The 21,503-nt window shown below is 54.6% G+C and carries 22 protein-coding genes; 16 read left to right on the top strand and 6 right to left on the bottom strand.

Features of this window, described 5'->3' with window-relative positions:
- Positions 1 to 425: 425 nt before the first annotated feature.
- From ACKUTP_RS00110 to ACKUTP_RS00095, 4 genes are all read left to right on the top strand, one after another.
- Positions 426 to 1,649: an iron-containing alcohol dehydrogenase gene (locus tag ACKUTP_RS00110; RefSeq protein WP_035136916.1), complete on the top strand. Its 1,224-nt coding sequence runs from the start codon at positions 426 to 428 to the stop codon at positions 1,647 to 1,649.
- Between the two features lie 78 nt (positions 1,650 to 1,727).
- Positions 1,728 to 2,828 (top strand): glycerol dehydrogenase, encoded by a 1,101-nt coding sequence (locus tag ACKUTP_RS00105; RefSeq protein WP_117563611.1) that lies wholly within the window; start codon positions 1,728 to 1,730, stop codon positions 2,826 to 2,828.
- A gap of 113 nt (positions 2,829 to 2,941) precedes the next feature.
- The gene (locus tag ACKUTP_RS00100) at positions 2,942 to 3,448 is read left to right on the top strand and encodes an iron-containing alcohol dehydrogenase (RefSeq protein WP_161116118.1); all 507 of its coding nucleotides are present in this window, start codon (positions 2,942 to 2,944) and stop codon (positions 3,446 to 3,448) included.
- Between the two features lie 151 nt (positions 3,449 to 3,599).
- Positions 3,600 to 4,853: a 4Fe-4S binding protein gene (locus tag ACKUTP_RS00095; RefSeq protein WP_161116119.1), complete on the top strand. Its 1,254-nt coding sequence runs from the start codon at positions 3,600 to 3,602 to the stop codon at positions 4,851 to 4,853.
- 131 nt (positions 4,854 to 4,984) lie between these two features.
- Here the strand turns inward: ACKUTP_RS00095 and ACKUTP_RS00090 are convergent, their stop codons facing one another.
- The gene (locus tag ACKUTP_RS00090) at positions 4,985 to 5,740 is read right to left on the bottom strand and encodes a GntR family transcriptional regulator (RefSeq protein WP_161116120.1); all 756 of its coding nucleotides are present in this window, start codon (positions 5,738 to 5,740) and stop codon (positions 4,985 to 4,987) included.
- Positions 5,741 to 5,805: 65 nt separating this feature from the next.
- Positions 5,806 to 6,831 (bottom strand): zinc-dependent alcohol dehydrogenase family protein, encoded by a 1,026-nt coding sequence (locus ACKUTP_RS00085; protein ID WP_409063234.1) that lies wholly within the window; start codon positions 6,829 to 6,831, stop codon positions 5,806 to 5,808.
- A gap of 390 nt (positions 6,832 to 7,221) precedes the next feature.
- Between ACKUTP_RS00085 and ACKUTP_RS00080 the strand changes: the two genes are divergently transcribed.
- The 5 genes from ACKUTP_RS00080 (at position 7,222) to ACKUTP_RS00060 (ending at position 11,902) form a co-directional block, all read left to right on the top strand.
- The gene (locus ACKUTP_RS00080; RefSeq protein WP_409063233.1) at positions 7,222 to 8,412 is read left to right on the top strand and encodes a PTS transporter subunit EIIC; all 1,191 of its coding nucleotides are present in this window, start codon (positions 7,222 to 7,224) and stop codon (positions 8,410 to 8,412) included.
- Entirely contained in the window at positions 8,394 to 8,804 is a 411-nt protein-coding gene (locus ACKUTP_RS00075) for a glucose PTS transporter subunit EIIB (protein WP_409063232.1), read from the top strand. Before ACKUTP_RS00080 ends, ACKUTP_RS00075 begins: the two co-directional genes overlap by 19 nt.
- A 155-nt stretch (positions 8,805 to 8,959) precedes the next feature.
- Positions 8,960 to 10,303 (top strand): 6-phospho-alpha-glucosidase, encoded by a 1,344-nt coding sequence (locus ACKUTP_RS00070; protein ID WP_195520637.1) that lies wholly within the window; start codon positions 8,960 to 8,962, stop codon positions 10,301 to 10,303.
- A 127-nt stretch (positions 10,304 to 10,430) separates the two neighbouring features.
- Complete coding sequence (ychF, locus tag ACKUTP_RS00065; RefSeq protein WP_409063231.1) at positions 10,431 to 11,507, top strand: redox-regulated ATPase YchF; 1,077 nt, start codon at positions 10,431 to 10,433, stop codon at positions 11,505 to 11,507.
- An 11-nt stretch (positions 11,508 to 11,518) separates the two neighbouring features.
- A complete protein-coding gene (locus ACKUTP_RS00060; RefSeq protein ID WP_117628884.1) occupies positions 11,519 to 11,902 on the top strand; it encodes a DUF1648 domain-containing protein in 384 nt (127 codons plus the stop codon).
- A 9-nt stretch (positions 11,903 to 11,911) separates the two neighbouring features.
- Here the strand turns inward: ACKUTP_RS00060 and ACKUTP_RS00055 are convergent, their stop codons facing one another.
- Positions 11,912 to 12,301, bottom strand: coding sequence for a hypothetical protein (locus tag ACKUTP_RS00055; protein WP_409063230.1), 390 nt, complete (start codon positions 12,299 to 12,301; stop codon positions 11,912 to 11,914).
- A gap of 76 nt (positions 12,302 to 12,377) precedes the next feature.
- Between ACKUTP_RS00055 and ACKUTP_RS00050 the strand changes: the two genes are divergently transcribed.
- Positions 12,378 to 12,596, top strand: a complete 219-nt coding sequence (locus ACKUTP_RS00050) for a helix-turn-helix domain-containing protein (RefSeq protein ID WP_035136926.1) — start codon at positions 12,378 to 12,380, stop codon at positions 12,594 to 12,596.
- A gap of 321 nt (positions 12,597 to 12,917) precedes the next feature.
- Here ACKUTP_RS00050 and ACKUTP_RS00045 read toward each other — a convergent pair whose 3' ends face one another.
- Entirely contained in the window at positions 12,918 to 13,931 is a 1,014-nt protein-coding gene (locus tag ACKUTP_RS00045; protein WP_409063229.1) for an asparaginase, read from the bottom strand.
- A 268-nt stretch (positions 13,932 to 14,199) separates the two neighbouring features.
- On the opposite strand from ACKUTP_RS00045, the gene guaA reads away from it, so the two are divergent.
- A complete protein-coding gene (gene guaA, locus ACKUTP_RS00040; protein ID WP_409063228.1) occupies positions 14,200 to 15,798 on the top strand; it encodes a glutamine-hydrolyzing GMP synthase in 1,599 nt (532 codons plus the stop codon).
- 292 nt (positions 15,799 to 16,090) lie between these two features.
- Here guaA and ACKUTP_RS00035 read toward each other — a convergent pair whose 3' ends face one another.
- Entirely contained in the window at positions 16,091 to 16,621 is a 531-nt protein-coding gene (locus ACKUTP_RS00035; protein ID WP_009247529.1) for a helix-turn-helix domain-containing protein, read from the bottom strand.
- A gap of 448 nt (positions 16,622 to 17,069) precedes the next feature.
- On the opposite strand from ACKUTP_RS00035, the gene ACKUTP_RS00030 reads away from it, so the two are divergent.
- The 5 genes from ACKUTP_RS00030 to ACKUTP_RS00010 all read left to right on the top strand — a co-directional run bounded on the left by ACKUTP_RS00030 (position 17,070) and on the right by ACKUTP_RS00010 (position 20,848).
- Positions 17,070 to 17,258: a transcriptional regulator gene (locus tag ACKUTP_RS00030; RefSeq protein ID WP_009247528.1), complete on the top strand. Its 189-nt coding sequence runs from the start codon at positions 17,070 to 17,072 to the stop codon at positions 17,256 to 17,258.
- Complete coding sequence (locus ACKUTP_RS00025; protein WP_409063227.1) at positions 17,259 to 18,350, top strand: tyrosine-type recombinase/integrase; 1,092 nt, start codon at positions 17,259 to 17,261, stop codon at positions 18,348 to 18,350.
- Positions 18,340 to 18,675, top strand: a complete 336-nt coding sequence (locus ACKUTP_RS00020; protein ID WP_009247526.1) for a plasmid mobilization protein — start codon at positions 18,340 to 18,342, stop codon at positions 18,673 to 18,675. Before ACKUTP_RS00025 ends, ACKUTP_RS00020 begins: the two co-directional genes overlap by 11 nt.
- Positions 18,665 to 19,819 carry an AAA family ATPase gene (locus tag ACKUTP_RS00015; protein ID WP_009247525.1) on the top strand — a complete coding sequence of 385 codons (1,155 nt, stop codon included), beginning with the start codon at positions 18,665 to 18,667 and terminating at the stop codon, positions 19,817 to 19,819. The genes ACKUTP_RS00020 and ACKUTP_RS00015 overlap by 11 nt, the downstream gene beginning before the upstream one ends.
- A gap of 531 nt (positions 19,820 to 20,350) precedes the next feature.
- Entirely contained in the window at positions 20,351 to 20,848 is a 498-nt protein-coding gene (locus ACKUTP_RS00010; protein ID WP_009247521.1) for a nucleotidyltransferase domain-containing protein, read from the top strand.
- Positions 20,849 to 21,327: 479 nt separating this feature from the next.
- Here ACKUTP_RS00010 and ACKUTP_RS00005 read toward each other — a convergent pair.
- A partial coding sequence (locus tag ACKUTP_RS00005; protein ID WP_409063866.1) for an ATP-binding protein occupies positions 21,328 to 21,503 on the bottom strand: 176 nt, incomplete at its 5' end.

The following is a 21,503-nucleotide window of genomic DNA, read 5'->3' as shown; positions in this document are numbered from 1 at the left end:
GGGTGCCGCACTTGGACTTGCACCTTTGCACCACGAAGACGGATGTCGCACAAATGTCGGCACCTCGGTTGCGCAGGTGGTATCACAGTGCCGTAAACGGTCGAATTTTGGCGGCGAACGGGGCACATTTTGGAGGGGCACAGTCCTGCCCGGGATATGTGGTTAACCCTGATAAAACGTTTGCCCAGCTTGGGAGTATGAATGCCCCACAAGGGTCTTCAGGGATAGAAAAAACGTTTCATCATTATCGGCTTTAGGTGAATAACTGACCAACCAGAACGGTAAAATAGTGTTTGTCTGAGCGTTGAGACGTTTAGACATCGCGCATTGTCATCGCCGGCAACGCGCAAACCGGTCCTAACGGAGCCAATTGGGTGCTCCGTTATATACGCAAGTCTAAGAGGGGCTTGTTTAGGAGGCACAGTATGGGACGTTTTACCAATCCTCGCGATCTGTACTTTGGTGAGGGCGCTCGCCACGAGGTGAAGAACCTCAAGGGCAAGAAGGCCATCATCGTTTCTGGCGGCAGCTCTATGCGCCGCGGCGGGTTCCTGCAGGACGTTGAGGCCGACCTCAAAGAGGGCGGCTTCGAGGTCAAGCTGTTCGAGGGCGTCGAGTCCGACCCGTCCATCGAGACGGTCATGAAGGGCGCCGAGGCCATGCGCGAGTTCGAGCCCGACTGGATTATCGCCATCGGCGGCGGCTCGCCCATCGATGCCGCTAAGGCCATGTGGGTCTTCTACGAGTATCCCGAGGAGTCCTTCGATAACATCATCCAGCCGTTCAGCTTCCCTGAGCTGCGTCAGAAGGCTCATTTCTGCGCCATCTCCTCTACCTCCGGCACCGCTACCGAGGTCACCGCGTTCTCCGTCATTACCGACTACGCCAAGGGCATCAAGTACCCGCTGGCCGACTTCAACATCACCCCTGATGTCGCCATCGTCGACCCCGAGCTCACCTACACCATGCCCGCCAAGCTGTGCGCTCACACCGGCATGGATGCTCTGACCCACTGCATGGAGGCCTACGTTTCCACCTGCGCCTCTATGTTCACCGACGCCAACGCTCTGCACGGCATCCGCGAGATCGTCGAGTGGCTGCCCAAGTCCTATGCTGGCGACCATGAGGCCCGTCAGCACATGCACGAGGCTCAGTGCATCGCCGGTATCGCCTTCTCCTCGGGCCTGCTCGGCATCGTTCACTCCATGGCTCACAAGACCGGTGCTGCCTTCGAGAACGGCCACATCATCCACGGTGCCGCTAACGCCATGTACCTGGGCAAGGTCATCCAGTGGAACTCCAAGGATCCCCGTGCTGCCGAGCGTTACGCTTACGTGGCCAAGGAGATCCTGCACCTTCCCGGCGAGACCAACGAGGAGCTCATCGCTGCGCTCGTCCAGAAGATCCGCGACCTCAACGACCAGCTCAACATTCCGCAGTCCATCAAGGATTACGCGAATGGTGGCGTGAAGGTCGACGCCGAGAACCCGCAGATGGTTTCCGAGGAGGAGTTCCTCGCCAAGCTGCCCGAGATCGCCGCGAACGCCGAGCAGGACGCCTGCACGCCCGAGAACCCGCGTGAGACCAAGGCTGCCGACTTCGAGAAGATCCTCAAGGCCTGCTACTACGACACCGACATCGATTTCTAATCGACTCTTGTTATCGTAACGAGGGGCTCCGCACGTATCCGTACGGAGCCCCTTTCTTTTTTAGAGAATGGGATAGTTATGGCTGCAATTTTCAATAGCCCCAGCAAGTACATCCAGGGTCCGGACGAGCTGGCCAAGCTCGGCTCCTATGTCGAGCCGCTCGGCGCTAAGGCCCTCGTCATCGTGACGCCTTCGGGCAAGAAGCGCGTCGGTGCCAAGATCGAGGGCGGCTTTGCCGAGGCCAAGGCCGAGCTGCTGTTTGAGGACTTTAACGGCGAGTGCTCCAAGGGCGAGGTCGATCGCCTGGTTGCGCTCGCTCGCGACAACGGTTGCGACATCATCGTCGGCGTCGGTGGCGGCAAGATCCTCGACACCGCGAAGGCCGTCGCCTATTACCTGGAGTCCCCGGTTATCATTTGCCCCACCATTGCCTCGACCGATGCACCGTGCTCGGCACTTTCGGTGCTTTACACCGATGACGGCCAGTTTGATAAGTACCTCTTCCTTAAGGCAAACCCCAATATCGTCCTGATGGATACGACGGTTATCGCGGCGAGCCCGGTGCGCCTGACGGTTTCCGGTATGGGCGATGCGCTCGCAACCTATTTCGAGGCTCAGGCGACGCACGATGCCGACGGCGGCACCTGCGCCGGCGGCAAGGGCGGAATGGCCGGTCTGGCGCTCGCCAAGCTCTGCTACGAGACGCTTATGGCCGATGGCGTCAAGGCCAAGGTCGCGCTGGAGAAGGGCGCGCTCACGCCTGCCGTCGAGCACATCATCGAGGCCAATACGCTGCTTTCGGGCATTGGCTTTGAGAGCTCGGGCCTTGCCGCTGCTCATGCCATCCACAATGGTCTGACGATGCTGCCCGAGTGCCACGGCATGTATCACGGCGAGAAGGTCGCCTTCGGCACTATCGTCCAGCTGGTACTCGAGGATGCCCCGACCGAGAAGCTCGAGGAAGTCTTGGGCTTCTGCATTGAGCTTGGCCTGCCGGTCACGATGAAGGAACTTGGCGTTGCCGAGCTTACGCGCGAGCAGGCCATGATTGTTGCCGAGGCCGCCTGCGCACCCGATGACACCATGTGCAACATGCCCTTTGAGGTGACGCCCGAGATGGTCGCAAACGCCATCCTGGGTGCCGACGCGCTGGGCCACTACTATCTCATGGATGAGTAAATCAAGCTAAGGAAGGGGCAAAGCTAACAGATGACTTTGCCCCTTTTTGCTATGGTGCAAAGGGGTCAGGTTACTTTGCACCAATCGTTGTTTGATGAAGGGCGGATTCTCGTATGGCGCTTCCTATGGTTTACGGCGGTCCCGGTCGGTATGTTCAGGGGCCGGGCGAACTCTCGCGTCAGGGCAGGTATTTGTCATGGTTGGGCTGCGCTGCTTACGTCTTGTTTGACCAGGGCACCGAGGATCGGCTGTGCAGGCAGATCGTCGATGGATTTCTGGACGATGATCTAAGCGAGCCGTTCTTTAAGATTTACAACGGTCCGTGTACGGAAGATGCCGTTGTCGAAATGGCCAAGGAAGCCCGGGCCGAGTATTGCGACATGGTGGTGGGCATTGGCGGCGGCAAGATGCTCGATATCGCCAAGGCCGTTGCGTTTTATGCTGAGCTGCCGTTGTGCGTATGCCCCACGGCGGCTTCGATGGACGGTCCGTGCAGCGAGATTTCCGATGCCGATCTGCAGGGTGTTGCAAATGCGGTCTTTAGAAACGAGCGCAATATGGCCAACGAGCAGGCCAAGGTGACCAAACAAAAACTCGTGCAGCTCATGTGCGAGGCATAGCTTGGCACTTGATTGACCTTGTGCAATCGAGGCGGCGATAGGCCATGGGCTATTTGCCGCAAAGATGCTCCGCGTGTAATTTGCCCGAGGCGTGGGCCGATAGCGTATCATTATCTCTTGCTTGTTTGCACTGCTCAGGGAGGGGCCGCGCATGGCGCAGGAACACGATCTGTTTGATGACATTATCGAGATCAGCAAGGGTTTCGACTTTCTTAAAAACCCGCTTGGCGGCGTGACCGATGCACTCGATCCATCGGCGCCGCAGTGGAATCCTGCCGACTACAAGGAGCGCCCGCGCGGCAACACCATTCCGTGCTTGACCTGCAAAAACGAAAAGAGCGGCTGCACCGCGTGCATGGACGTGTGCCCGGTCAACGCTATCGAGGTCGAGGAAGACGCCATCGAGATCCTCGACTCCTGTCGCAAGTGCGGCCTGTGCGCCGCTACTTGCCCGACGGAGGCGATCATCTCTCCGCGCCTTGCACCCAAAAACGTCTACGACGACATTGTCTCGGCGGCTACGAGCCACGAGACCGCCTACGTTACCTGCACGCGTGCCCTTAAGCGCATGCCGCGCGAAAACGAAGTCGTCGTTGCCTGCGTGGGCGATATTACGGCGGAGACCTGGTTCTCGGTACTGGCCGACTATCCCAACGTGAGTGTGTACCTGCCGTTGGGCGTGTGCGATAAATGCCGCAACACCGGCGGTGAGGACATTCTTGGCGAGGCGATTGCGAAGGCCGAAGAGTGGTCTGGCACGGGTATGGGCCTAGAGGTCGACCCCAAGAGCCTCAAGTGCCATAAGCGCCGCGAGTACGAGCGCAAGGAGTACATGGAAAAGATCGCCCGCACCACGGGCCTGACGGTGACCAAGCTCAATCCGGCGACGGCGGCGCTGGCCTCGGTGACGCAAAAGCTCAAGGCCCATCGCCATCAGATTACCCAGCTGGAGCGCACGCTCAACACCATGTGCGGCACCACGACGACCAAGCGTCGCCGTTCGCTCACGCACGGGCGCCAACTGGTGCTCTCGACGTTGCAAAACCACCCCGAGCTTGCCCAGAACATGCAGGTGAGCACGCCGGAGTGCGATTTTGACAAGTGTACGTCGTGCGGCGAGTGCGTCAACGTGTGCCCCACGTTTGCCTGCGATCTGGTGGGAAGCGGCCGCTTTGCGTTGGAGTCCACGTATTGTTTAGGCTGCGGCGCCTGTGTCAAGGTTTGTCCCGAGCATGCGCTCAAGCTTGTTGAGCACGATGCGTCCAATCTGGTCGTCGTCGATCCCGAAGCCGAGGAAAAGGCCGCCCAGAAGGCGAAGGCTCACGAAGAAGCTGAGAAGGTCAAGGCCGAAGCAAAGGCCAAGCTCGACAAGATGCTCGATCAGGTGGAGAAGCTCGCGGACTAGCTAAAAGAGCGTAAATGATGGCCGGTGGGACAGGTACTGCCCCGCCGGCCAAAAAAGTTGCGGTGGAATAGTTCCTGTTTTGCCCTTAAGCTGGCAATTCTAGGAACTATCCCACCGCAACTAATAGATGGTTAGTTCATGCTGCTTTGGTGGCCGGTTCGACCGGTACCGTTGCGCGTCACGGTTTCATGGAGCAAAAAGAACCCGGGGACCTGTTTGGTCTCGGTGTATTCCATAAGGATGCCGTCGGCGTTGTAGGTCTGCCCGCGTATAACGGCGAGTGCGTTAAAGTCGTCGAGATCGAGCACGCGCGTATCCTCGGGCGTGGGATGCTCGATCGTTACATCGCGTTTGCCCGTGGCAATCTTAATGCCAAGGTCTTCTTCGAGGTAACGATAGATCGAGTCGTTGACAATCTCGGGTGTCAGCCCCGGTACTTGTGAACTTAGGTAATAGGAGTCGTCGGAGCACACGGCTTGTCCGTCTGCATAACGGATGCGTTTGGCGCGTGTGAGCTCACAGCCTTCGGGAAACCCGGTAATCTTGGAGAGCGCCTTGCTGCAGATGAGGAGCTCAAAGACGGTGGTGACAGTCTTGAGCTCAAAGCCTCGGTTGACCGCGATTTCCTTAAAGGTCTCGAGTCCGCCGCCGCCACGACTCGTCTCGTCACTGATGTTGCGAATGACGCGCATGCCTTTGCCTTGCTGGGGGAGCACGTAACCATCTGCCGCAAGCATCGAGATGGCGCGACGGACCGTCATGCGCGAACAGTCAAACAGCTGCGTGAGCTCAGTCTCCGAAGGCAGATAACTCTGATAGGCGTATGTGCCGTCGTCAATCGACTGCTTCACGTTGTCATAAATAGTTTGGAAGATGGCTCGCGCCATGACGGTCTCCTAGAGCTGGGTGCGTGAACGACGGATGGGGGCCGCCCGCGCAGGTGTCAATCGATTTACTTGCCGGGGTCGATTATATATTTGCCCATGGCACGCAGGGCCGGGTCTGACAGGATGGCGCCGAGTTCGTCGAGGGAGGCTACCTTTGCGACCATCGAGGATACGTCGAGCCTGCCAGAGTCGATGAGCTCGAGCGCGCGACGCTGTGTGTAAGGGTTGATGTAGGACGAGGTGAGCACGAGCTCCTTCTGGAAGACCTCGAAGGGCTTGACGGTGATTGTCTCATCGGGCTTGGTGAGGCCGAACATCATGACCGTAGCCTTATGGCCGGCGATCTGGATGGCCTGCTCGATGGTGACGGGCTTGCCAACACACTCGATAACGACATCGACGTTGCCGACGCCCTCCCGCTTCAGGCGGGCCGGGACGTCCTCGTGGATGGAATCAATTGCCAGGTCGGCGCCGAGTTTGAGCGCAACCTCGCGCTTGCCTTCGACGGGCTCGAGCAAGACAACCTTGGTGGCGCCGGCGTTTTTAGCAAGCTGCATCATGAGCAGACCGATCATGCCACCGCCGATAACGACAACTGTGCTGCCGGGCTTGATGTTGCACATATCGATGCCGTGCAGGCAGCAGGCGACGGGCTCGGTCATAGCACCCTGCTCAAAGCTGGTGTGATCGCCCAACTTGTAGACTTGCTGCATATCGACGGAGCAGTACTCGGCAAAGCCGCCGTTAACGGTGGTGCCGTAACCGGTCATATGCTCGCAGTAGTGGTTGATTCCGTCGCGGCAGGGTTCGCAGCAGCCGCAGGGATGGTTTGGGTCGATGCACACGCGATCGCCCGGTTTAAAGCCAGCGACGTCGCTGCCCACGGCCTCGACAACGCCCGCAAACTCATGACCAAGGATCGTGGGCGGGGTAACGTCGGCTGCACCCTTGTCGCCTTCATAGATATGAACGTCGGTACCGCAGACGCCGCAAGCTTTGACGTTGATCAGAACGTCGCGCCTGCCCACGGCCGGCTTTGCCGATTCCTCGACTCTGAGGTCGTGCTTTCCATAGAAGACCGCGCTTTTCATGGTGACTCCTTAACGTGGCGGTGAATGTTGTAATGAAGTATAGGCATGTCTATAGATATAGACAAGCACATCTAGACAAGTAGAAAAGAAAATTGAAATGCAGCCATCAACTATGTCAGATTTAACAGGCGAAATACTGGACATATACCGTTTACGGCCAATAATCAACCGTTTACCGACCGTTGTATTTATGCTAACTTGTCTAGATAAGTTACATGATAAAAATAGAAGCGCAAGAAGTCAGGGAAGCGGGCCCACCCGTCCTATTGCACGAGGTACACGCAAACGGCGCGTCTGCGGTCTCGAGTGAAGCCAAAACCGCAGTCGCTCCGAATGAAGAGAGGGGGATTCCCCGTCATGATGCAAAAGATACAACGTTTCGGCGGTGCAATGTACACGCCTGCAATTCTTTTCGCATTTTCCGGAATCGTCGTCGGCCTGGGTACGTTGTTTACCACCGAGGCGATCTTTGGCGAGATGGCCGCTGCGGGCCATCTTTGGTTTGATTGCTGGAATGTGCTGCTCCAGGGTGGTTGGACGCTCTTTAACCAGATGCCGTTGCTGTTTTGCGTAGCGTTGCCAATCTCGCTCGCGAACAAGCAGAACGCTCGCTGCTGCATGGAGGCTTTGGCCATCTACCTTACCTTCAACTACTTTGTAAGCACAATCTTGGGGCAGTGGGGCCCTGTCTTTGGTGTCGACTATTCTGTCGAGGCGGGCAGCGGTACTGGTCTTGCCACTATCGCAAGCATCAAAACGCTTGACATGGGCATCATGGGCGCGCTCATTATCTCTGGTATCGCCACGATGCTGCATAACAAGTTCTTCGACACCGAGCTCCCCGAGTGGTTGGGCGTGTTCTCGGGTTCCGTGTTCATCTATATGATCGGTTTCTTCGTTATGGTTCCGGTCGCTCTTATCGCCTGCCTGGTGTGGCCGCATGTTCAGGCTGCTATCTCCGCCTTCCAGGGATTCATCCTTTCCGCCGGTACGTTTGGCGTGGGTGTCTTTGCTTTCTTCGAGCGCGTGCTGATCCCTACAGGCCTGCACCACTTTATCTATACGCCGTTCTATTACGACAACGCGGCGGTCAACGGCGGCATCTTTGCTGCTTGGGCCAACATCCTGCCCCAACTGGCTGCCGATCCGAGCATTGCTCTTAAGGATGCCGCACCCTGGGCTGCCTATACCTGCCCTGGTTGGACTAAGGTCTTCGGCTCGCTTGGCGTCGCCATTGCGTTTTATATGACCGCCAAACCCGAGCGCAAGCAGCGCGTCAAGGCTCTGCTGATCCCGGTCACCCTTACCGCTATGCTTTGCGGTATCGTATCACCGAGCCGCTTGACTTCACCTTCCTGTTCATCGCGCCCGGCCTGTTCGTCGTCCACTGCGTGCTCGGAGCGCTTGGCTGCATGGCTCAAAACCTCCTTGGCGTCGTGGGTATCTTCGACGGCGGCATCATCTCGATGCTCTCGTGGGACTGGCTGCCCCTTTGGGCCGCACACGGTCTGCAGTACGCCATCTCCATCCTTGTCGGTCTGTGCTTTACCGCTCTTTGGGTTGTGGTCTTCCGTTTCCTGATCGTCAAGTTCGACTTTAAGACCCCCGGTCGCGAGGATGACGATGTTGAGGTCGAGCTCAAGTCCAAGGCCGACTACAAGCAAAAGCAGAGCGGTGCTGCTGCTGGCAAATCGGTCGCCCAGAGTAAAGATGATGAGCGCTTGGTGCTTGCCGAGAACATCCTCGATCTGCTCGGTGGCACGGATAACATCATCGATGTAACTAACTGCGCTACCCGTCTGCGCGTTAACGTCAAGGACAAGAGCGTCGTTGCACCCGAGGCTTCCTTCAAGGCGATCGGTACGCATGGCTTGGTGGTCCAAGGTCAGTCAATCCAGGTCATCGTCGGCCTTAGCGTCCCGCAGGTTCGCGAGAAGTTCGAGAGTCTTCTGAAGTTCGAGAATCTTCTGTAAACCATCGTCCATCGAAACAATCGGCCTTGCAGAGCCGGTATGCACCGCAAGGCCGATTCTAGAGATAAAAAACTCCACTTCTAGGTAACAATTCCAAACCGTGCAGGCCGCGTACGGGGATGGATTGAGCAAGCGGCCAGAATGAGGAGGACATCATGTCCAAGAAAAACTATGCCGTGACCATTGCCGGCGGTGGCTCTACCTTCACCCCGGGCATCGCTCTGATGCTGCTTGAGGAGCGTGACCGCTTCCCGGTCAACAAGGTGACCTTCTACGACAACAACGCCGAGCGCCAGGAGATCGTGGCAAAGGCCTGCGAGATCTATTTCCACGAGAACGCCCCCGAGGTTGAGTTTAGCTACACCACCGACCCCGAGACCGCATTCACCGGGACCGACTTCGTGCTTGCTCACATCCGCGTTGGCCTGTACGCCATGCGTGAGCTCGACGAGAAGATTCCTCTCAAGTACGGCTGCGTTGGCCAAGAGACCTGCGGTGCCGGCGGTATCGCTTACGGCATGCGCTCCATCGGTGGTGTCATCGAGATCCTCGACTACATGGAGAAGTACAGCCCCAACGCTTGGATGCTCAACTACTCCAACCCCGCGGCCATCGTCGCCGAGGCCTGCCGCGTGCTGCGCCCCAACAGCCGCATCATCAACATCTGCGACATGCCGATCGACCTCATGGATAAGATGAGCCGTATGTGCGGCATCAAGGATCGTCGCGAGCTGCAGTATAGCTACTACGGCCTCAACCACTTTGGTTGGTGGAGCAAGATCTACGACAAGGACGGCAACGACCTCATGCCGCAGATCAAGGAGCACATGGCTAAGAACGGCTACCTGGACGGCATCGAGCACGAGGCCGGTAAGGAGCAGCATGTCGAGGAGAGCTGGATTCACACCTTCGGCAAGGCCAAGGATGTCTATGCTGTAGATCCCGAGACGATTCCCAACACCTACCTCAAGTACTACCTGTACCCGGACTATGTTGTCGAGACGTCTGACCCCAACTACACTCGCGCCAATGAGGTTATGGACGGCCGCGAGAAGAAGGTCTTTGGCGCTTGCCGCGACATCATCGCCAAGGGTACTGCCAAGGACGGCGGCTTTGAGCCCGACGTACACGCCAACTACATCGTCGACCTTGCCTGCGCGCTGGCCGAGAACACGCTCGAGCGCTTCCTGCTGATTGTCCCCAACGATGGCGCTGTGCCCAACTTCGACCCGACGGCCATGGTCGAGGTGCCTTGCATCGTTGGCTCCAACGGCTTTGAGAAGATCTGCCAGGGCCCGATCCCGCAGTTCCAGAAGGGCCTGATGGAGCAGCAGGTTTCCGTCGAGAAGCTCGTTGTCCAGGCTTGGGTCGAAGGCAGCTACCAGAAGCTCTGGCAGGCACTCACGCTCTCCAAGACCATTCCTTCGGCGAGCGTTGCCAAGCAGATCCTGGACGAGCTCATCGAGGCCAACAAGGATTTCTGGCCCGAGCTTAAGTAAGGACTGCTGTCCCGAACTCTCACGCATCTCTGCTTCATTTGCGCCGCCGCGGTGTCCGGATTCGCCCGGATGCTGCGGCGGCGCTATACTTATGAAGTTTGAAGTACCTGTACCAAAAGGAGCTGTCGTGTCCCTTTCCATCGGTATCGTGGGCCTGCCCAACGTGGGCAAGTCGACGCTGTTCACCGCGCTTACCAAAAAGACCGGCCTTGCCGCCAACTACCCGTTTGCCACGATCGACCCCAACGTGGGTATCGTCGATGTGCCCGATAGCCGCCTGCAAAAGCTCGCCGACATCGTCAACCCCGGCCGCATTGTGCCGGCGACGGTCGAGTTTGTCGACATCGCAGGTCTGGTGAAGGGCGCTAACGAGGGCGAGGGCCTGGGCAACCAGTTCTTGGCAAACATCCGCGAGACCGACGCCATCTGCGAGGTCGTGCGCTACTTTAAGGACCCCAACGTCATGCGCGAGGTGGGCCGCACGGGCGAGTTCGTCGATCCCGCCGGCGATGCCGACACCATCATGACCGAGCTCATCCTGGCCGATATGGGCACGCTCGAGAAGCAGCTGCCCAAGCTCGAGAAGGAGGCCAAGCGCGACAAGGAACTCATGCCCAAGTTCGAGGTCGCCAAGCGTCTGCTTGCCTGGCTCAACGAGGGCAAGCGCGCCGCGTCCATGGAGATGACCGACGAGGAGCGTACCGCCGCCAAGGGCCTGTTCCTGCTCACTATGAAGCCCATCCTGTACGTGGCCAACGTGGACGAGGATATGCTCAACGACGATCTGGCGCCCATCGACGGCGTCAAGCCGCTGCCTATCTGCGCCAAGATCGAGGCCGAGCTTTCCGAGCTCGATCCCGAGGATGCGGCCGACTACCTGGAGAGCCTGGGCTTGGAGCAGCCCGGCCTGGACGTGCTTGCGCAGGCGGCCTATAAGCTGCTCGGTCTGCAGTCGTTCTTTACGGCCGGCGAGATGGAGGTCAAGGCCTGGACGGTTCGTCAGGGCGCGACCGCCCCGCAGGCCGCCGGCGTCATCCACACCGACTTTGAGCGCGGCTTTATTAAGGCCGAGGTCATTGGCTACGACGACTACATCGAGCTCGGCGGTGAGCAGGGCGCCAAGGCCGCCGGGAAGCTGCGTATTGAGGGCAAGGACTATGTCATGGCCGATGGCGACGTCGTGCACTTCCGCTTTAACGTGTAAGGACGACGCATATGTTTAAATATGGCAAAAAAGCTGGCTACATGGGTATTGCTCTGCTCGTGCTTGCGGTGATTCCGCTGGTGGTCGCAGCGTGTGTTATCCCCAACATTGGTCCCGAGGTGGCAACAAAGTTTAATGCCGCCGGCGAGGCGACGCGCTGGGGCAAGAGCTACGAGTTGCTGGCACTGCCGGTGCTCAACCTGCTGCTGAGCGTGGCGACGTACTTTACGGCAGGACGCCAGGCTAAAAACAATGATGACTCCGCCGCCATGGCGCGCATCGTGTGCGAGCGCTACCTGCGCAACGGTTGCATCACGGGTGTGTTTCTCAACGTGGTCAACGTCTACTTTATGTATTCGGCGATTACTGGAACGGGCTTTGGCTTTGGTTTCTAGCTTGTCCTTTTAGGCAACGAGCCTGCACGCATATTCAATGGCTGCTGCGAGGCCGCCGCTCGATCGTGGTTTAAAGACCATGTCGGCGGCGGTCTCGTTTTCGTATCCGGCGCCACGAAGGGCGAGTGCGATGTCGGCTTCTAAAAGGAGCGGCAGGCCGCGTTGGCTGGTTGCGATTACGGCAGCCTGCTTGAGCGAGCAGCTGTGCGCTTGGCATTGGATGGCAAGTTCACCTTGCACCGGGCAAGGGACCAGAACGGCGGCGACGCGACTTGATAGCAATGCAAATGCTGTGCGCTCATCGGGCGAAAGGCATTCTGCTTCAACGACGACGAGCTTGGGCGGCGCGCTGTTTGTGCGAAGCGTGGCTCGGTACATGCGGACCGAAGAACCCGACATAGAAAACTCCTGTGTATTCGGCAAAACGTAAACTATAGTTTACGTTTATGTTCGGCTCCATTTCAAACTCGGCTGCATGGACGAACGTGCGAAACAGATTCTTGGCAGGCGGGTCGAAGAGACACGCAGAGACCTTGGTATCTCCAAGGTTGATTTTTGTGTGGCGACAGGAATCAGCCGACCCTACCTCGACCGAATCGAAGATGGGACGGCAAATTTCACGCTCAAGGTTCTATTTAAGATCGCGCCCGCACTCGGCATGACGGTGTCAGAGCTTCTCGAGGGTATCGAATAGGGCGTTCCCCCGCTGTATTTGACGCTCTTTGGGCGGGTCCCCCTGGTTGCGATGTGCAAAATCGCGAGTATTCAGCACTTGTTCAGCCGTAGATGGTAGCTCGAGCGGCTGGCTTTGCCTTTTTGACAGTAGTTAATCCACACGCTTAATAAAAATGTGGAATAAATATTTACTAGACGGCCTCTTCGCCCTAAAAGTTCGTCTAACAATCGGCCGATTCTATGTCTCCGGCGGAGAAATTGCAGAATACTCCGATTTTTGCACGGCCCGAGGGGGACCACCTGTCGTTTGAGGCTGCGATAAGTGGAACTGCCTTAGGGATTACGCCATCGGGATGCGGTCGTGGTTGACTTGGCTGTAGAACAGGCGCTGGATTTCGGCGGCATCGCGTGACTGGCCGAGTGCCCACATGGTCTTGGCCACGAGCGTCTCGGTGGTCATGTCGTCGCCGCGCAGAATGCCCGGATGATCGGCGTAAGCACGGCCGACCTCATAAACGCCCAGATCGAGGCCCTCTTCGGGGACCTGCGTGGTCATAACGACGGTGCGGCCCGAATCGACCCAGCGGAAAATTGCCTCTTGGAACGACTCGCCCGACTCGCCAAACTCGGGGATACCGCCAATGCCAAAGGTTTCAAGGATTACAGCATCGTAGCTATCGGCAAGGGCGTCGAGGATGCCCGGGTTTACGCCGGGCGTAAGCTTGAGTACAAATACGCGCGGGTCGATGCTGTCGTAGAAACGGACCGGGTTTTCGCCCTGATGAGTGCCGTGGAGCCCGTTGCGCACGATGCGGTCGTTGCGGATGTAGGCAATGGGCGGATAGTTGACGCTAATGAACGCGTTAAAGCTCATGGTGCGCTGCTTGCGGGCTCGCGTGCCAGCAATGGCGACGCCGCCAAACACGATCGAAACATCGTGCGAATGCTCGTCGAGTGCATAGAGCAGACTCTGGTACAGGTTGAGCTTGGCATCGGTAAAGGGGTTGCCCATGGGCTTTTGCGAGCCGGTGAGCACGATGGGCTTGGGGCTGTCTTGAATCAGATAGGAAAGTGCTGCCGCGGTGTAGCTCATGGTGTCGGTGCCGTGCAGAATCACGAAGCCGTCGTGGTCGGCATAGCCCTTGACGATGACGTCGCGGATACGCATCCAGTCACTGGGACGCATATTGGTGCTGTCGATGTTCATGGGCTGCACGACGTCGAGCTCGCAGAGGCCCGAGATCTCGGGGACGCTCTGGGCGAGCTCCTCACCGGTCAGGGCGGGGGAGAGGCCGTTGCCGTCCTCGGTCGATGCGATGGTGCCGCCCGTGGCGATGAGAAGGATGCGCTTCATGCTGTTATTCCTATCGTATTTGCCGCCGCAGAGGCGGAGTCGTTCGGCAGTATTGTGGCACAGAGCGTTCAATGTTCAAACGTATTACATCATCTGTAACGTCTGGTAACACTTCAATTGCCGTCAAATAGGGGCCCAGGTCGTGCGTTTGCCGTGCGCTGATGGCTGCGAGGGACGAGAAACCCCATATAACGTGTACACTATGGAAGTTATTTTCGTTCATTCATGCGGGTGGGCACCGGCTCCCCGCCAACAAGAGGGGGAAACCATGGATCAAAAGGCTTCCGCAAAGGTCCTCGTACTCGACTTTGGTGCGCAGTACGGTCAGCTCATTGCCCGTCGCGTCCGCGACCTCAACGTGTATTCCGAGATTGTCCCCTGCGACATCTCGGCCGATGAGATTCGCGAGATGAACGCCTCTGCGCTCATCCTTTCCGGCGGTCCGGCCTCCGTGTACGCCGAGGACGCTCCGTCCATCGATCCCGCCATCTTTGACCTGGGCCTTCCCGTCCTGGGCTTTTGCTACGGCCATCAGATCACGGCTGTGACGCTCGGCGGCAAGGTCGGCCACTCCGAGGTGGGCGAGTACGGCCGCGCCACCATCACGCGCACGGCAGGCGCCAAGCTCTTTAACTCCACGCCCATGGAGCAGACCGTGTGGATGAGCCATCGCGACGCCGTGTCCGAGGTGCCCGAGGGCTTTACCGTTACCGCCAGCACCGACGTGTGCCCGGTTGCTGCCATGGAGTGTCCCGAGCGCAAGATCTTCACCACGCAGTTCCACCCCGAGGTCAAGCACTCCGAGTACGGTCAGCAGCTGCTGAGCAACTTCCTGTTTGAGATCTGCGGCCTGGAGCCCAACTGGAGTATGGACAACCTGGTCGAGACCATGACGGCCGAGTTCCGCGAGAAGGTCGGCGACGACCGCGTGATTCTGGCCCTGTCCGGTGGCGTCGACTCCTCCGTCGTGGCTGCGCTGGGCGCTCGCGCCGTGGGCAAGCAGATGACCTGCGTGTTCATCAACCACGGTCTGCTGCGCAAGGGTGAGCCCGAGCAGGTGGAGGAGGTCTTCACCAAGCAGTTTGACGTCGACTTTATCCACGTTCACGCCGAGGACCGTTATGCCGAGCTTCTGGCCGGCGTGACCGAGCCCGAGGAGAAGCGCCGCATCATCGGTACGCAGTTCTGGAAAGAGTTCTTCGCGGTTGCTCGGCAGCTCGAGACCGATGGCAAGCCGGTCAAGTACCTGGCTCAGGGCACCATCTACCCCGACATCATCGAGTCCGGCGCTCGCAAGACGGGCGGCAAGACGGCCACCATCAAGAGCCATCACAACCTGATCCCGTTCCCCGAGGGCGTGCACTTCGACCTCATCGAGCCGCTCGACCACTTCTTTAAGGACGAGGTCCGTGCACTTGGTCTGGCGCTGGGCCTGCCGGGTCACATCGTGTTCCGCCAGCCTTTCCCGGGCCCGGGTCTTGCCATCCGCATCATCGGTGCGGTCGACAAGGAGAAGCTCGAGATTCTCAAGAACGCTGACGCCATCGTGCGCGAGGAGCTGGATGCCTACAATCAGCGTCTGTTTGAGCAGACCGGCGAGCGCAACTCCGAGCACAGCTGCTGGCAGTATTTCGCGGTCCTGCCCGACATCAAGTCCGTCGGCGTCATGGGCGACGAGCGCACCTACCAGCGCCCGATCATCCTGCGTGCCGTCGAGTCCAGCGACGCTATGACTGCCGACTGGGCCAAGCTGCCCTATGACGTGCTTGCCCGCATCTCCGGCCGTATCGTGGCCGAGGTTCCCGGCGCCAACCGCGTGTGCTACGACATCACGTCCAAGCCGCCCGCGACCATCGAGTGGGAATAAATCGAGTTGCTTAAAAAAGCCAGTGTTTATGCGGGTTTCAGCGATTTCGATTAGTCTTTTGATAACAAATTGATAACAGTCATAGCAAGTGCCATTATTCTTGTTATCCAGTGGTTTATGGGTAACGGAACAATTAACAGGTGGCTTGCAGACTAAAGTTCGGAGCTTGGCTCTGAACAAATTCCATATTATAAACTAAGCCCTTAGCTGTGGTTAATAACCATAGTTAAGGGCTTTTTTGTCGTTGCCAAAGCATCTGTAGGGAGCTGCCAGTGGCAGGTCCTGTAGGTGCTTATTTATCTTTCAAGTGGTCTTTGAATGCTTCCACGAGAGCGTCACTTAATTCCTGTGATGGAACTTTTGCCCAACGCTGTGTGGTGTCGAACTCTGGATAATGGTAACGCCAGTTATCGTATTCTTCTCTGTTGATTTCTTCGGAAGATAGCTTGTCTGCCTGTTCTTTCCAAGCATACAGCATTTTGAGGAGTTCATATGCTTCTCTGCCTTTGTCCTTGTTGACCTTTAAGCATACCTCTCCGTCTGCTTCACTGACAGTAAGACCGTAAATATCTTCAAGGGTAAACAGAGTGTGCATAAGACCGATATAGCTGTCTATGTCAGGAACATCAAGAGCCTGTGGAGAAACATCAAGCACCTGTGCCAATGCATTTGTAAGGTCTGCTTTCGGTTTGCGTGTACCAGTTTCGTACTGTGCCAAACGCACATCAGCACTCTTTTCTGGAAAACCGATTGCTGTACCGAGATACTTTTGTGTCATACCACGCATTAGTCTGAAAAAATGTATTCTTTCGCTGATAGCCATAATGATACGCTCCTTTTATATTTAGTGAAATAAGTATAGCAGAAATGTTTAGTGGAAGTCAAGAAAAACCGAAACAAAAATGTTTAATATTTTCTTTGCAACCACTTGACAATAGCAAATATGTTTAGTAAAATAAATTACGAATTAAACAAATATGCTTAATGCGACAACTGAATGACCGTCCGAAAAGCCAAACCGCCAAGACCTCGTCGGAGCAAGTTCCGTATCGTTCGCTTGTGTGCAAGCACAAAAGCTCATTCGCTGCACTGCTCCTCCTCTTCCCCAAAAGTCTCCGACTTTTCGGGAACCCCTATACGAGCGAGCGCCTGATGTACTGCGGTGCATTGGGACAGCACAGCGCCTGCCGACAAGCAGGAGTGCCTGTTGGAACTTTAACACGGAGAAAGCGGCAAGCAAAAAATTATTTTAAGAAAGGAAGAAAAAGGATATGGAAAACAGATTTATCCGAGCCGAAGATGTGGCTCAGGAACTAAACGTATCAAAACCTTATGCATATAAACTCATCAGACAATTAAATGAGGAATTGAAAGCAAAGGGCTTTATTACGATTGCAGGGCGTGTAAATCGCCAGTATTTTTACGAAAGGCTCTACGGAGCAGGAAAGGGGGAAATGTAAATGCCGGTATTTAAGAATGAAGATAACGGTACTTGGTATGTGATGGCAAGGTATGTGAACTGGAAAGGGGAACGCAAGCAGAAATGCAAGCGTGGCTTTGCTACCAAACGAGAAGCACAGGAATGGGAAAGAATGTTCAAATTGCAGACTTCTTCAGACCTTGATATGAGTTTTGAAGCCTTTACGGAGCTTTATATCAATGATGTGAAGAACCGTTTGAAGGAAAACACGTGGCTTACCAATGAGCATATCATACGCACAAAGATACTTCCGTATTTCGGGAAACTGAAAATCAGCGAGATTTCCACAAAGGAGATTATTACTTGGCAGAATGAAATGCTTGCCTATCGTGATGAGAAGAAAAAGCCTTATTCACAGACGTATCTGAAAACGCTGCACAATCAGTTGTCCGCCATTTTCAATCACGCTGTCCGCTACTATGAACTGCGTTCCAATCCTGCGGCAAAGGTGGGAAATATGGGACGTGAGGAACACAAGGAAATGCTGTTCTGGACAAAGGAAGAATACAAGAAATTCTCTTTTGAGATGATGGACAAGCCTGTTTCCTTTTATGCGTTTGAAATGCTTTACTGGTGCGGTATCCGAGAGGGCGAGCTGTTAGCTTTGACTCCGGCAGATTTCAACTTTGATAAGGAAACAGTCACAATCAATAAATCCTATCAGCGTTTGAAAGGGCAGGATGTGATTACTTCTCCGAAAACGAAAAAGAGCAACCGCACGATTAAAATGCCGAAGTTTCTGTGTGAGGAAATGAAAGAATATCTCGGTATGCTTTACGGATTGAAGAAGAAAGACCGTATCTTTACGGTGACGAAAAGCTATCTTCATCACGAGATGGACAGAGGGGCAAAGGCGGCAGGCGTGAAGCGTATCCGCATTCACGATCTCCGTCACAGCCACATTTCACTCTTGATTGATATGGGCTTTTCTGCGGTGGCGATTGCTGACCGAGTTGGTCACGAAAGTATTGATATTACTTATCAGTACGCACACCTCTTTCCGTCAAAGCAGATTGAGATGGCAGAAAAATTAGATGATTTAGGGAAAGGAGATTTTGAAAATGTCAGCTAAGAACAGAGATAACAAAAATCGTTGGAGGAATATCACAGTAGGGTTTCGAGTATCGCCCGAAGAAAACGAACTCATTAACAGAGCTGTAGCTCTATCAGGATTGCCAAAACAGGAGTATTGTTACCGCCGTTGCTTAAATCAGGATGTGGTGGTACAGGGCAATCCGAGAGTGTATAAGGCGTTGAAAACGGAATTTGCCACAGTCCTTGCGGAACTGAAAAGGATTGAAGCAGGAAAAGGTGTGGATGATGAACTGCTGAGTGTAATAGAACTGATTTCCATTATTCTCGGCGGTTTGAAAGGAGAGGATGCGAATGGAGAATAAAAAAGAAATGACTATTCCAAATGTATCTGCGGCAACAGATGCGGAACAGTCACTTTCCAAATGTACTGACAATAGTATAGTCAATCAGGATACGGATTTCAAGGGGTACGAGCAATCTTTTGAAGAAATGCAAAGGGAAATACTCAGACAGTTAGACCCTTCCTATCTGAAAACAGTATCAATGACAACGCTGTATGATACGGTGTTTGAGGTTCAGACACCACTTATCGACGGTCTGCTCCAAAGGGGAACTTACCTTTTCGTAGGTTCCCCGAAAGTGGGAAAGAGCTTTATGATGGCACAGCTTGCCTATCATATCAGCACAGGCACACCGCTTTGGGAGTATAAGGTGCGTAAGGCAACGGTGCTTTATTTTGCCCTTGAAGATGATTACCCACGTTTGCAGAAGCGATTGTTTCAGATGTTCGGTGCAAAGGAGACAGGCAATCTGTATTTCGCAACGGAATGTAAAACGGTCAATGGCGGACTGGAAGAACAGATAAGAGGGTTTATGAGGGAACACCCAGACACAGGCTTGATTATCATAGACACCTTAAAGCGTGTGCGTGAAGCAGGCGGAGCAGATTACAGCTACGCAAGTGATTATGATGTTGTGGCAAGGCTGAAAGCGTTGGCAGACAGTTACAAGGTTTCAATGCTTATTGTTCATCATACACGCAAACAAAAATCGGAAGATATATTCGATATGATTTCAGGCACGAATGGTCTGATGGGTGCGGCAGACGGTGCATTTGTTCTCAGTAAGGACAAGCGTACTTCCAACAATGCCACACTTGATGTTGCTGGCAGAGACCAGCAGGATATGAAAATCCATCTTGTAAGGGACAGCGAGCGATTGGTGTGGAACTTTGCAAAATCGGAAACGGAGATGTGGAAAGAACCGCCCGAACCTCTGCTTGAGAAGATAGCGGATACGCTCTTTTCGGAAAGTGACAGATGGGAAGGAACTGCTTCGGAACTTTGCGAAAGGCTTGCGGTGGATATAAAGCCGAATGTACTTTCTTTAAGGCTCAGTATCAACGCAAGCAGGCTGTTTCGTGATTACGGTATCCGTTATCAGAACAGCCGCACACACGACGGAAGAAAGGTTTCACTTTGGAAAGAAACCGAGCAGACGGCGTGACAAACGGTGTCAAAGGTGTCAATGTTTTTGAGAGCAGCACGCTGTGAAAAACATTGTCACCATCGTCACACTTTGACACCGGATAAAGTTTAGGGGAGTGTGCAGAGAGTGCCTTTTCAAAGGCGGCTCTTTGGTCTCGCCTGCTGGCTCGGTCGGTTCGCAGGCGTGTGTGCCACCGGCACACGCTCACCCCTCGGAGAGCCTTCGGAGAACGCAAAACCTGTTTACAGGTCGCATTTTTGATGGGTGTACCCGTCAAAAGTGCTTTTGCGTTACTTTTGACAAAAGTAACAAAACCTGAGAATGTTGAAATTTACAGATGGGAGATGAAAAAATGCAGAGAACGATAAGTGCAATGGTCGGTAAAGGCTCGGTCAATATATTGAAGAGGTGTGCGATAAAATATATCAGCTAAATCCTAATGGATTACAGCTAATTGGTGATTGATAACAAAAAGGATGAAAGACTGACAAATTTCAGGCTTTTAGTGAGTTGGAAAGCATACAAAGATTTGAATTTGGAGGATAGATTATGGTACGTACAGAAGATGCATGTGAAATTATAAAATATGCTTTGCAAAACGAAATTAAAGTATATTTAGATGGCGGATGGGGTGTTGATGCACTTCTTAAAAGAGAATCAAGAATACACAATGATATTGATTTGTTTGTTGAACTGAAACATTATCATGATTATATTTATGTGATTAAGCAGCATGGATTTGAGGAAGTAAATACTGATTATACAACGGATGGTCATACTGTCTGGAAAGATGATAAACAAAGAATCATTGATTTACATTGTTTTGAATTTACAGATGACGGAATTGTTTATGAGGGAGATATATTTCCATCAAAAACTTTTTCCGGTATTGGAAAAGTTGGAGATATAACTGTTTCTTGTATTGAACCATTGAGTCAGGTAATGCTTCATTTGGGATATGAACACGATAAAAATGATGTGCATGATGTGATGCTGTTGTGTGAAACATTTCAAATAGCAATACCAGATGAATATAAGGAAAAGTAAAATTTCAGTTTTGTGTTGAATCTCTAAGCAAAATAGCTTATAATTTGACATGCTACATATAGTTATTATCCACAGTTATCGAGTAGGTGTTATCAATGCCGATAACAAAATGATAACATTAGCTCGTATAGGCAGGATAATATGGATATATCAAATAATCAAAAGAACGAGAAACATTACAGAGAATAATTCCTAAACAAAAAGCGTTAGTCTTTGTAGAGTTTGAGTAAGCAGGGCTTTGACCTGCACTTTTGAGTGCCGCACTGTGCCGCTGAGTTTCGTTTCGGACGAGAGTTACGGCAAAGCCGCCAGCGACGGCGGTGAGTAAAAACGATTTTCTAGCCTCTGTTCCCTCGTTGGAACGGAGGCTTTTTCTTTGTCGTTTTACTCCCCTTCACCTGCGATTTCGCTATTTACTCCCCGTATTTCAAGATGGAAGCGTTTGATTGCGAGGTATGCCAGTGTGAGGGCCTGATTCGTCAGGCCCCGCACAGGGGGACAGCGATGGTGGCCACCGCGCCGCCCGAGGGGCTGTTGGCGAGCGAGACGGAGCCCCCGTGGGCGCTCGCGGCCTCGGAGGCGGCGTGGAGGCCGAGCCCGTAGTGGCGGCCTCCGTCGCGCGAGGAGCGGGAGGAGTCGTCTGTGAAGAGGCGCT

It is taken from the genome of Collinsella sp. wc0529, from assembly GCF_046116875.1.
Lineage (GTDB): Bacteria > Actinomycetota > Coriobacteriia > Coriobacteriales > Coriobacteriaceae > Collinsella.
The sequence above is the reverse complement of the archived record's forward strand: the minus strand, read 5'-3'. Positions and strand labels throughout refer to the sequence as shown.